The sequence below is a fragment of the Bradyrhizobium sp. genome, assembly GCF_027307225.1.
Lineage (GTDB): Bacteria > Pseudomonadota > Alphaproteobacteria > Rhizobiales > Xanthobacteraceae > Bradyrhizobium.
In genome coordinates this window covers 1-12063 of sequence record NZ_DAHUXJ010000119.1, presented here as the reverse complement: position 1 = coordinate 12063, position 12063 = coordinate 1, and the positions used below count along the sequence as shown (strand labels likewise).

Below are 12063 nucleotides of genomic sequence, written 5' to 3'. Positions count from 1 at the left end.
TTGTTTGGAGCTCGCGTCGCGCAACCCATCTTGGCCAGCGACCATTGCGTGTCGCATCAACAGGCCGGACATATGGATGCAGCGATCCGATCTACTCAGAAAGCTCTTGTGCCACGGGGGCCGTCCACATATGGGTCCCGGATCGCGCTCGCGATGCTCGCTCGTCCGGGACGACGAGGTTGGATTCAACTTTCAAACAGCCGTCCGCATTCCCGCGGCAGGATCTTGCCCGGGCTTCGCCAAATCATCGGCCCTTCAAAAATAGAGGGCACAGGGAATGCCGGGTGTTTTTCGCACCCGCAGCTCCGCGTGCAAAGAATGAAAGCACGCAGATAAGTCCACCACAGGTACGCCGAACATTCCGGCATTCCCTGCGCGATGGTTTTACGACGTCCTCCGGGCTCTCCCTGGTGATCGGGCTTTCTTGTCACCATCCCCGGCGCAACGCGAAGCGTTGTCGCCGCGTTGATATCAGCGTCGAGATATCAGGACCACACGGCTTAGTCGTCCGCGAAACGCGCTCTCGTCAGGCGCACGCATCGCGTCCATCGCATCCCGCACCCAACGTTCGTGACGATCGCGAAGCGCCCCTCTTGGCGGGCTCAGGACGCGCGAACAGGTGCCAGTGATTTGCCCGACGTCGCAAGCGAAGGGGACTGCGACAGATTGGCACGACGGGCAAATGCCCGGATCAATCGTCGCGGCGCTCATGCTCATGCGGTCCAAGACGCATGGAGCTATTTAGCACTAAGTCTGATTGACACTGTCATTCCCTTGAGAGGGAAATCACAATTTCTGCTTTTCGGAAATGGAGTGAGGTTATGAAAATTCATTGCACCCGCTTGATTTTCCCTGCTTTGGCGATCCTGGGTTTGGCATTCACGGCAGTGGCCGCTGATGGCCCGGCGGGAAATGTCGGCTTTAAGTCCAGCAAACCGACAGTCGTTGACCTGGGTCCCGAATTCAGCCCAATGAACGGATGGCAATTGCGTCTGCGGGTGCTCACGATCGAGCCCGGCGGACGCATCGGCATGCACAGCCATAAGGACCGACCCTCGGTTGTTTATTTTTTGCAAGGTACGGACACGGTCACCCGCAACGACGGCAGTTCACAAACCTTTCACGCGGGCGACACGACCGGAGAGCCTGGGACTACGGTGCACTGGCATAAGAATGACGGAAAGGATGATGTTATCCTTGTCACCGCCGATATCATCAAAGCAGCGCCGTCCAAATAGGCGACGTCTATTGCGGCATGCCGCAACGACGGTAACTGGCTTGGCAAGACGATCGCGGCCCCGGCCTCGAAAGGCCGGAGCCGCTCCCCCAAGAATGCGAAACAGAAAGTCTACATGAACCTGGATGCGAACCTGTTCGTCGCACCGCTGGGATCGACAATGGTATAGCCGGCGAGCGAGCGAGCGTGCTCGCGCGTGACGTGGCCACCCGAATTGCCGTCGTGGACAAGCCAGATATTGCCCGCAACCTGGCTCTCCAGGATCATGACGTGGCCCGACCGGACCGCCGCCATGCCCGGCCCGGGCGCGGCGCGCGGAAAGCGCCGCCAATTCGACGCGAGATTCAATTCAGGAATGATGCGGCCAAACTTGTAGAGAGAAGCTTCGCATCCACAGAAGGCGTGGGGACACCCGTAAGGACGGTTGCCGACGACTCGCTCACCGCTATCCGGCGTGGCCATGGCCCAGGCCTGCCGGAAGTTCTGCAAGCCATAGGCGCGACGGGAATAGGAGTTGCGGACATAGGCACGACGGACGTGGGCCTGATGGGAATAGGAATGATGGATGGTGGCGTAGTGGGAATAGGAGTGATGGAGCGTGGTATGATGGAAATGGCGCGCTTCGGCCTGGCCGGGAAGGATCAATAGCGCCGCTGCGATACAAGCGGCTACGATACAAACAGATCTATGCATTGCGGAGGACTCCTTGAGTTAGGAAATCCCCCTGCCCGCGCGGAGAGCATCCGGCAAACGTGTCGGCACGGTGGCCGAAACTTGGCGCGCGATATGGCGCCGCGCAGGGCCTCATTCGCGCCACGCGCATCGAAAATAGCCTAAGTTATTGCATGCCGCTCAAAGGCCGCGTTCGACGCGCCCGCCTCTCTAGGCAACCTTCTTCTCGACTTTTGCGAACACGCTGAGTTTCAGCCAGGTACGCAGATCGGCAGCGAGATTTCTGTTTCCCGACAAGACAAGGCGGTCATCCTCGGACAACGCGGTGATGGTTGCATATCCGAGCCAGATCTCGGTCATCGAGCGCAGGTCGGTCGATACGTAAAGGTCGACATCGAACCCGGGATCGATGAGGCAAAGATCGATATCGTTACCCGGCTCCACTATCAGCCAGTAATTGCGTTCCGAGGGTGGCCTGTCCCTGAAGATAAACTGGATGGTGGTACGCCTGGGCGGCATCGGATCGGCATTGATGTTTCGCCTGATGTCCCACATCAAAAGATTGGCATCGAGATTTTTCAGGGTGGCTTCAGTCGTAACCCATCGATGGCCCCAGACACCGATCGCCTCGATGACAGGCCGCAGTTCCTCTCCGGCCTCGGTGAGGCGATATTCCAGCACGCCCGGCTCGCGCTCGGCGGCGACGTGCATGACGACCCCCGCGGCTTCGAGGTCCTTCAGCCGCTTCGACAGGAGCGCCGGCGACATGCTGGGCAAGCCGCGCCGCAGCTCGTTGAATCGGGTCGACCCCAGCACGAGTTCGCGCAGAACAAGGAGCGTCCAGCGCGAGCAGATGATCTCTGCCGCCATCGAAACAGGACAGAATTGGCTGTAGCCGCCATCCGACATCGAAGCACTCCTTCCGGCCGTGGCCCCGCGGAGCAAGGATGCATCGATCGATCCCATAGTGCCAGTTCAAAATCTGTACCAGGGGGATTCAGATCCTGAACTGGCCGTTTCCCACGCAGCGGTGAGAAGCTTCTTTCGGCTTTTTCGAAGTCGGACGTCATTCGAAAAACATAAGGAGATCACCCATGCCGGTTGCCACGCTGTCCCTCGACTACACCGCCATCAAGCAACGCCAGCAGGCCATCTGGTCGGCCGGCGACTATGCAATGATCGGAACGACCCTGCAGATTGTCGGCGAACGATTGTGCGAGGCCCTCGACATGTGCGCCGGCAGCAACGTGCTGGATGTCGCAGCCGGTAACGGAAACGCGACGCTGGCCGCGGCTCGCCGCTTTGCGCGCGTCACATCCACCGACTATGTCGGCAGCCATCTGGAGCGGGGCCGGGAACGCGCCGCTGCGGAGCGCCTTTCCGTCAGTTTTCAGGAGGCCGACGCCGAAGCGCTTCCCTTTGCGGACGGCAGCTTCGACATAGCGCTCTCCACGTTCGGGGTCATGTTCACCCCGAACCAGGAGAAAGCGGCTGCCGAGCTGGTCCGCGTCGTGCGCAAGGGCGGAAAGATCGGGCTCGCCAACTGGACGCCGGACGGCTTTATCGGCCAGATCCTGAAGATGGTTGGAAGGTACGCACCACCGCCGGCAGGGTTAAAGCCGCCGACGCTTTGGGGAACCGCGGCGCGCCTGGGCGAGCTGTTCGAGGGACATGAAATCAATGCGTCGTTGCAAACCTTCACCTTCAGGTACGAATCTCCGGAGCATTGGCTCGAGGTTTTCCGCAACTATTATGGCCCGACGAACCGTGCGTTCGCAGCACTTGATGCGGAGAAGGCGGCAGCCCTGGAAGCCGACATCCTCGATCTCCTGGAGAAGTCGAATTGGGGTCGCAGCGGAACCCTCATCGTCCCCGGCGAATACCTTGAAGTCGTGATTACGCGAACTTGATTTTGTAACGCCGTGAGAGCGCATCGTCTGTCGGACCATGCGCTCCGCACCGAGACAAGGGATGCGTTACTCTTCGTCGCTCGCGAGCACGCCTTTCACGGCGCGCGCCCAGCCTTTCAGTTTCCGCTCGCGTGTCGCCGCGCTCATCTTGGGCTCGAAACGATGCTCGAGCCGCCAGTTGTCGGAGAATTTGGCAGGCTCCGGAAAAACGCCGGCCGAAAGCCCGGCGAGATAGGCCGCCCCCAACGCGGTCGTTTCCTGAATCACGGGACGGTCGACCGGTGCGTCGAGCAGATCGGCGAGCCGCTGCATGGTCCAGTCGGAAGCGGTCATGCCGCCATCGACGCGCAGCACGATATTGGCGGTTTTCGCCTCCGGCCAGTCGGCGCGCATCGCCTCCCAGAGGTCGCAGGTCTGGTAGCAGACGCTTTCGAGCGCGGCATGCGCGAGCTCCGCAGGCCCCGTGTTGCGGGTCAGGCCAAATAACGCACCGCGCACGCGCGGATTCCAGTAAGGCGCGCCCATGCCGACAAAGGCCGGCACCAGATAAACGCTTTGCGCCGAATCCGACTTTTCGGCGAGCGGTCCAGTGTCGGCAGCCTGCTTGATGAGGCCGAGCCCGTCGCGCAGCCACTGCACCGCAGAGCCCGCCACGAAGATCGAGCCTTCGAGCGCGTAGGTGCGCTTGCCGTTCAGCTGGTAAGCAATGGTGGTGAGCAGCTTGTTTTTCGAGGCGACCGGCGTTGTGCCCGTGTTGAGCAATGCAAAACAGCCGGTTCCGTAAGTGGACTTGATCATCCCGGGCGAGAAGCAGGCTTGTCCGATGGTCGCGGCCTGCTGATCTCCGGCGATGCCGGCAACCGCGATCGGACCACCAAGAAGATCGGGCAATGTCTCGCCGAAACGATGCGAAGAATCCATCACCTCGGGCAGCATTGCGCGTGGCACGCCGAGAAGTTTCAGGAGATCGTCATCCCAGGCGCCGGTGTGAATGTTGAACAGGAGCGTGCGCGAGGCATTGGTGGCGTCGGTAGCGTGCACCTTGCCGCCGCTCAGGCGCCACAACAGGTAACAGTCGACGGTGCCGAACAGCAATTCGCCGCGCATCGCGCGCGCCCGCGCGCCGGGAACTTGATCGAGAATCCACGCAACCTTGGTGCCGGAGAAATAGGGGTCGATGATCAGGCCGGTCCTGGCGGCAATCGTCGGCTCGTGGCCTTCGTCCTTCAGCCGCGCACAGAAGTCGGCGGTGCGGCGGTCCTGCCAGACGATGGCGCGGTGGACGGCCTTGCCGGTGGCGCGATCCCACACCAGCGTGGTCTCGCGCTGATTGGTGATACCGATCGCAGCAATGTCCTTTGCCGTGAGCCCGGCCTTCTTTAGCGCCTCGCGACACACCGCGACGGTCGAATTCCAGATGTCTTCCGGATCGTGCTCGACCCATCCGGAGGCCGGAAAATGTTGCGGAAACTCCTGCTGCGCCACGCCTGCGACCGTCAGGTCGGCGCGAAACACCATGGCGCGTGAGGACGTGGTGCCCTGGTCGATGGCGAGCACGAAGGACATTGGCGTTCCCTTATTCCAGTTGCGCGCAAGGCAAGCGGATTGAGAGGGGAAGGTCAAGGCGGCGGGCGTGTTGGTTGCAAATTCAAACAGTGAGCCCCGAGCTCGGTCTAACCCTCTCCCCTTGTGGGAGAGGGTGCCGAGCGGAGCGAGGCGGGTGAGGGGTTCAGGTCTTCGAAAGGAACAGCACCCCTCACCCGGCTCGAATTTCGCTGTCACTCATCCGAGCCACCCTCTCCCACAAGGGGAGAGGGAAAAACCTTCAGGCGAGATAATCCGCGGCCGCCGTTTCATCCTTGGGGACGCGGCGCGCGTTGAGGGCGTTGAACACGGGCGTCAACACAATCACGACAAGGAGATTGAGGATCACGGTGTATAGTGCGCTGTAGCCGGGGAAGGTGAACCCGCCGATGGCAAGCGGATAGGTCGGCGACAGATGCGCGGCAGCCGCCATGGCCGTGCCGGCCGTGGTGCCGACCGCCCAGCCGACAAGCAGCGCCCAATCGTTGAACCAGCGGGTATAGACGCCGAGCATCACGGCGGGCAGCGTCTGGATCACCCAGATGCCGCCAAGCAGCTGCAGATAGATCGCGTATTTCGTCGGCACGAAAAGGATGAACACCAGCGCACCCGCCTTGACGACAAGCGATACCCATTTCGCCATCCGCGCTTCCTGCCGATCGGACGGATTTTTCTTGATGAACTCGCGATGGATATTGCGGGTATAGAGATTGGCAGCCGCGATCGACATGATCGCGGCGGGCACCAGCGCGCCGATCCCGATCGCCGCGAAGGCGATGCCGACAAACCACGATGGAAACGAATGCAGGAACAGCGCCGGCACCGCAAAATTGTTGCCGAATTCCTTGAAGCCGGCCGCAAATTGCGGATCGGCGCTGACGCCGGCGGCAATCGCGAAGAACCCGAATAACGCGAGAAGGCCGAGCATGAACGAGTAGGCCGGCAGCAGCGCGGCATTGCGGCGGATAGCCCGCCCGCTGCTCGCACTCAGGATACCGGTGATGGAATGGGGATAGAGAAACAGCGCCAGCGCCGAACCGAGCGCCAGCGTCGCATAGGCGCCGTAAGCTCCGGTGGTATTGGCGCCGGGCACCGCCAACAGCAGCTTCGCCGGGGGCACGCTCGCGAAGATCTTGCCGAAGCCGCCAAGCTCGATCGGAATGGCGATGATGGCCGTGAATGCGGTGATGTAGATCAGGATGTCCTTGACGACTGCAATCGAGGCCGGTGCGCGCAGGCCGCTCGAATAGGTGAAGGCGGCGAGAATGACGAAGGCGATGATCAGCGGCAGGTCGGCGGTGAATCCCGTTCCGGAGATGCCAAGTGCCCCGATGACGACCTGGATGCCGACAAGCTGCAGGGCGATGTAAGGCATGGTAGCGACGATGCCCGTAATCGTCACCGCAAGTGCAAGCCATCGGTTGCCGAAGCGGCCGCGCACAAAATCCCCGGCCGTGATGTAGCCGTGCTTGCGGCAGACATACCAAAGTCGGGGAAACACCAGAAAAAGGATCGGGTAGGCAACGATCGTATAGGGCACGGCGAAAAACGCTACGGCCCCGGCTCCGAAGGCCAGCGCCGGAACGGCGACGAAGGTGTAGGCGGTGTAGAGATCACCGCCAATCAGGAACCAGGTGATGAACGTACCGAAGCGCCGGCCGCCAAGGCCCCATTCGTGCAATTGATCGAGATCGCCTTTGCGCCAGTTGGCGGCCACAAAGCCAAGCCAGGTGATGAACGCGAACAGCAGCACAAAGACGATCAGTGCAATCCAGTTCACGTCGTGCACGACAGCGTCTCCCCGGTTCGAGGACCCGATTGAGATATCCGCTTGCCGGATCGCACTCCGACGTGCGCGAACTCCGCATCCCTAGCGGTCGCGGGCTCTTGCTTCGGTGACGAAGTGGACGATTGCGGTCAGAACCGCACCAATGATGATCCAGGCAAGCTGGTACCAGTAAAAGAACGGCATGCCCGCGAGTGCAGGCTCAGCCTTGTTGTAGAAGGGCGGCCACAGAACAGCGACAAACTGGACGAGCAGGAGCAGGTACCACCAGCTCCCTCCGCCCCGCCTGTCTTGCAGCTCAGTCATGGCCACTTCTCCGACGGAAAATGAACGCCGCGGCCGGTTCCCCGGTTCCATCCGTCCGGGAATTTATCTGCACCTCGCGCAAGACAAGCAGCCACGGCTAACCCCTCTGCCACCGGGGAAACGGTAGCAAGAATCATACCGCAGCCGTCGTCACGCCGCCATCGACCACGATGATCTGCCCGGTCATGAAGCTGGAGGCATCCGAGCCGAGATAGGCGACCGCGCCTGCGATCTCGTCGGGCTCGCCGATTCGTCGCAGCGGCGTGGTGGCGCAGCGGCGCGTCAGCCGCTCTTCGTCTTCCCACAGCGCGCGGGCGAAATCGGTCTTCACCAGGCCCGGCGCGACGCAATTGACGCGCACGCCCTTCGGCCCCCACTCGCCAGCGAGGCTGCGGCACAGCGCGAAGTCGGCGGCTTTCGAAATGCCGTAGGCGCCGATCACGGTCGAGCCGCGCAATCCGCCGATCGAGGAGATGATCACCACCGAGCCCTTAGCCCGCTCGGCCATCTGCGGGATCGCCAGCGCACAGAGCCAAAGGTTGCTCTTGACGTTGGAGGCCATGATCTTGTCGAAGGCCTCGTCCTTGATGTCGAGCAGTGGCCCGTAATAGGGATTAACCGCCGCGTTGCAGACCAGAATATCGATCTTGCCGTAATGCCTGGTCGCGCCAGACACCAGCGCCTCGACCTCCTCACGGCGCGAGATGTTGCAGGCGATGACGTGGGCGTCGCCGCCCGCTTTGCGGATGCCGCTTGCGACTTCTTCGCACGCATCCGCCTTGCGCGAGGAGATCACGACCTTGGCGCCGAGCCTGGCGAGCAATTCTGCCGAGGAGCGGCCGATGCCGCGGCTCGATCCGGTGACGACAGCGACCTTTCCGGTGAGATCGAAGGGGGTGGATTTCATTTTGTTTCCATCGACGTCATTCCGGGGCGCGCATTGCGCGAACCCGGAATCCAGAGGTTATCAGCTCGAGATTCCGGGTTCGATGCTGCGCATCGCCCCGGAATGACGAGAATAGTATGTAACTACTTCACCAGTCCGCCGCCCGCGGTGACGCGACGCAGGTGATATTCGGTATCGCCGAAGGTATTCTCGATCATGGTCAGCCGCTTGAAGTAATGACCGATCGCGGCCTCCTGAGTCATGCCGATGCCGCCATGCAGCTGGATCGACTGCTGGCCGACGAACTTGCCGGACTTGCCGATCTGCACCTTGGCCGCGGCCACCGCGGTGGCGCGTTCGTTCGCGTCGTCGAAGTCACAGGCCATGGTCGCAAACATCGACATCGAGCGCGCCTGCTCGACCGCGACGAACATGTCGGCGGCACGGTGCTGCAAGGTCTGGAAGGTGCCGATCGCCACGCCGAACTGCTTGCGCGTCTTCAGGTACTCGACCGTGGACTTCAGCGATTCGTCCATCAGGCCGACGGCTTCGGCGCAAAGCGCGGCGCGGGCTTCGTCGACCACGCGCTCGATCAACGGCAGGCCATTTTCGACATCGCCGAGCGCGGCGTCGGCGCCGACCTCGACGCCGGTGAAGCTGACGTCGGCGGCGTGAAGGCCGTCCTGGGTCGGATAGCCTTTCCTGGCGATGCCCTTGGCATTGGCAGGCACCAGGAATACGCCGATTCCACTCGCATCGCGCTGGCCGCCTTTGGTGCGCGCGGTCACGATAAACGTGTCCGCCGCCTCGCCGTTGAGCACGACGAACTTCTCTCCGTCGATCACCCAGCCATTGCCCTTCTTCTTGGCCGACGTCGTGACGTCCGCCAGATCGTAGCGCGAGTTCTTTTCGAGCTGCGCAAAGGCAAAGGTCTTGCTGCCGTCGATGATCGAGGGGATATGCGCCTCTTTCTGCGCCGCCGAGCCGGCCTGGCGCAGGAGCCCGCCGGCAACCACGACGGTCGCGAGATAAGGCTCGATCACGAGCGCGCGGCCGAGCGCCTCCATCACGATCATGGTCTCAACCGCGCCGGCGCCGAAGCCGCCGTCATCTTCGGCGAACGGCAGACCGAGCAGGCCCTGCTCGGCAAAGCGGCCCCACATCGCCTTGCTCCAGCCGCCCGGCTCCTTCATGTATTTCTTGCGCGAATCGAAATCATAGGCGTCGCCGAGCAGCCCCTCGACGCTTTCCTTGAGAAGCCGCTGCTCCTCCGACAAATCGAAATCCATTTTTTCTACTCTCTTCCAATATTTCCCTGTCTCGTCATGGCCGGGCATAGCCGTTCGAAAGAACGGCGTCACTCCGTTTCGCCTATGCCCGCCATCCACGTCTTTGGGCGAAAAAAGGCAGACGTGGATGCCCGGCACAAGGCCGGGCATGACGGCCGCGCATGCGGCCGCTTTGGTAAGAACCTACAACCCCAGCACCGCCTTGGTGATGATGTTGCGCTGGATCTCGTTCGATCCGCCATAGATCGAGACCTTGCGGTTGTTGAAATAGCTCGGCGCGATCTGAGCGGTCCAGTCCATCGCCTCGTTCGAGCCGTCGTCGCCATGCACGTCGAACGGTGCCGCGAACGGGCCGATCACTTCCATCAGGAGTTCGGTCGTTGCCTGCTGGATCTCCGAGCCCTTGATCTTGAGCACGGAAGATGCCGGGTTCGGCTTGCCCTTGCCGTGCTTGCCTTCATCGGCGACGACGCGCAGCTGGGTGAGTTCGAGCGCCTTCAGCTCGATCTCGACCGCGGCGAGCTTTTCGCGGAAAGCCTGGTCTTCCATCACCGGCTTGCCGCCGGACTCGACCTTCGACGCGAGATCCTTGATGCGGCGGATGCGCTCCTTGGAAACGCCGACCCGCGCGATGCCGGTACGTTCGTTGCCGAGCAGGAACTTGGCGTAGTCCCAGCCCTTGTTCTCTTCGCCGACGAGATTTTCAACCGGCACCTCGACGTCGTCGAAAAAGACTTCGTTGACCTCGTGGCCGCCATCGATGGTCTGGATCGGGCGCACCGTGATGCCCTTCGACTTCATGTCGACCAGGATGAAGGAGATGCCGCTCTGCTTCTTCGCGCCCGGATCGGTGCGGCAGAGGTTGAAGATCATGTCGGCGTGCTGGGCGAGCGTAGTCCAGGTCTTCTGGCCGTTGATGATCCACTTGTCGCCCTTGCGCTCGGCCTTGGTCTTCAGCGAAGCGAGGTCGGATCCGGAGCCTGGCTCGGAGAAGCCCTGGCACCACCAGTCGTCGACATTGGCGATGCGCGGCAGGTAGTGCTTCTTCTGGGTTTCGTTGCCGAAGGTGTAGATCACGGGGCCGACCATGCTGACGCCGAAGGCGAGCGGCGCCGGCGCCGGATAGGCCTGAAGCTCTTCGTTGAAGATGTAATGCTGCACCGAGGTCCAGCCGGTGCCGCCATATTCCTTCGGCCAGTGCGAGACGCCCCAGCCCTTCTTGTTCAGGATGCGCCACCAGGTAACCATCTCTTCCTTGCTGAGATGACGGCCCTCGACCATCTTCTGCCGCGTCGCCGGCGGCACGTTGTCGCGGAAGAAGGCTCGTACCTCTTCGCGAAACGCCATTTCTTCCTTGGTAAAAGCGAGATCCATCGGGTTCTCCTGTAAAGCGAATTAGGCTGAAAGATATATCCGCGAGGCAACTGCGCCCCCTCTCCCGTTGGGAGAGGGTTGGGGTGAGGGGTTACGCTCTATCGACGGATCATACACCCTCACCCGGATCGCTGCGCGATCCGACCTCTCCCCCCGGGAGAGGTAAGACCGTATCTGCGGCGCGCTTTCATTCCACATCAAGGCAACGACGTTTATTGCACCACCTCGAACAATCCGGCAGCGCCCATGCCGCCGCCGACGCACATCGTCACGACTGCGAGTTTCGCCTTGCGGCGGCGCCCTTCGATCAGCGCGTGACCGGTGAGCCGCGCACCCGACATGCCATAGGGATGGCCGACCGCGATCGCGCCGCCATTGACGTTGATCTTCTCGGGATCGATGCCAAGCTTGTCGCGGCAGTAAAGCACCTGCACGGCGAAGGCTTCGTTCAGCTCCCAGAGATCGATGTCCTCGATCTTCAGGCCGTGGCGCTTCAACAGGCGCGGCACCGCGAAGACCGGCCCGATGCCCATCTCATCCGGCTCGCAGCCGGCGGCGACAAAGCCGCGGAAGATGCCGAGCGGCTTCAGGCCGCGCCTTGATGCTTCCTTGTCGCTCATGATCACGGAAGCGCTGGCGCCATCCGACAGCTGGCTGGCATTGCCGGCGGTGATGGTAAAGCCGTCGCCGCGCACCGGCTTCAGCCCGGCCAGACCTTCCGCTGAGGTATCCGGCCGCGGGCCCTCGTCCTTCGACAGCGTTACTTCCTTGAACGAGATCGCGCCGGTCGCCTTGTCGGCGACACCCATCGTGGTGGTAATCGGCGCGAGTTCGTCGTTGAACTTGCCGCCTTGCTGGGCTGCCGCAACGCGGCGCTGGCTCTCCAGCGAATATTCGTCCTGCCGCTCGCGCGAAATACCGTAGCGCTTGGCGACGACCTCCGCGGTGTCGATCATCGGCATGTAGACTTCGCCCTTGATCTTGAGCAGTGCCGGATCCTGGGTGTGAAACTTGTTGGC

11 protein-coding genes are annotated in these 12063 nt (G+C 62.0%); 2 read left to right on the top strand and 9 right to left on the bottom strand.

Going from position 1 to position 12063, the window contains the following annotated elements; all coding sequences use genetic code 11:
• Positions 1-821: 821 nt before the first annotated feature.
• A complete protein-coding gene (locus tag M6D32_RS20445) occupies positions 822-1238 on the top strand; it encodes a cupin domain-containing protein (RefSeq protein WP_298259606.1) in 417 nt (138 codons plus the stop codon).
• 110 nt (positions 1239-1348) lie between these two features.
• On the opposite strand, the gene M6D32_RS20440 is transcribed toward M6D32_RS20445, so the two are convergent.
• Both M6D32_RS20440 and M6D32_RS20435 read right to left on the bottom strand, forming a co-directional pair.
• Complete coding sequence (locus M6D32_RS20440; RefSeq protein ID WP_298259605.1) at positions 1349-1930, bottom strand: hypothetical protein; 582 nt, start codon at positions 1928-1930, stop codon at positions 1349-1351.
• A 189-nt stretch (positions 1931-2119) separates the two neighbouring features.
• Positions 2120-2818 (bottom strand): helix-turn-helix domain-containing protein, encoded by a 699-nt coding sequence (locus M6D32_RS20435; RefSeq protein WP_298259603.1) that lies wholly within the window; start codon positions 2816-2818, stop codon positions 2120-2122.
• A gap of 185 nt (positions 2819-3003) precedes the next feature.
• On the opposite strand from M6D32_RS20435, the gene M6D32_RS20430 reads away from it, so the two are divergent.
• On the top strand, positions 3004-3819 hold the full coding sequence (locus M6D32_RS20430; protein ID WP_298259601.1) for a class I SAM-dependent methyltransferase: 816 nt from the start codon (positions 3004-3006) through the stop codon (positions 3817-3819).
• A 66-nt stretch (positions 3820-3885) separates the two neighbouring features.
• Here M6D32_RS20430 and glpK read toward each other — a convergent pair whose 3' ends face one another.
• From glpK to M6D32_RS20395, 7 genes are all read right to left on the bottom strand, one after another.
• Positions 3886-5385: a glycerol kinase GlpK gene (gene glpK, locus M6D32_RS20425; protein WP_298259599.1), complete on the bottom strand. Its 1500-nt coding sequence runs from the start codon at positions 5383-5385 to the stop codon at positions 3886-3888.
• Positions 5386-5644: 259 nt separating this feature from the next.
• On the bottom strand, positions 5645-7192 hold the full coding sequence (gene mctP, locus M6D32_RS20420) for a monocarboxylate uptake permease MctP (protein ID WP_298259597.1): 1548 nt from the start codon (positions 7190-7192) through the stop codon (positions 5645-5647).
• An 81-nt stretch (positions 7193-7273) separates the two neighbouring features.
• Positions 7274-7495, bottom strand: a complete 222-nt coding sequence (locus M6D32_RS20415) for a DUF3311 domain-containing protein (protein WP_298259596.1) — start codon at positions 7493-7495, stop codon at positions 7274-7276.
• A 133-nt stretch (positions 7496-7628) separates the two neighbouring features.
• A complete protein-coding gene (locus tag M6D32_RS20410; protein ID WP_298259594.1) occupies positions 7629-8402 on the bottom strand; it encodes an SDR family oxidoreductase in 774 nt (257 codons plus the stop codon).
• A gap of 122 nt (positions 8403-8524) precedes the next feature.
• Positions 8525-9670 (bottom strand): pimeloyl-CoA dehydrogenase small subunit, encoded by a 1146-nt coding sequence (gene pimD, locus M6D32_RS20405; protein ID WP_298259592.1) that lies wholly within the window; start codon positions 9668-9670, stop codon positions 8525-8527.
• A gap of 183 nt (positions 9671-9853) precedes the next feature.
• Entirely contained in the window at positions 9854-11044 is a 1191-nt protein-coding gene (gene pimC, locus M6D32_RS20400) for a pimeloyl-CoA dehydrogenase large subunit (RefSeq protein WP_298259590.1), read from the bottom strand.
• Positions 11045-11256: 212 nt separating this feature from the next.
• A partial coding sequence (locus M6D32_RS20395) for an acetyl-CoA C-acyltransferase (protein ID WP_298259588.1) occupies positions 11257-12063 on the bottom strand: 807 nt, incomplete at its 5' end.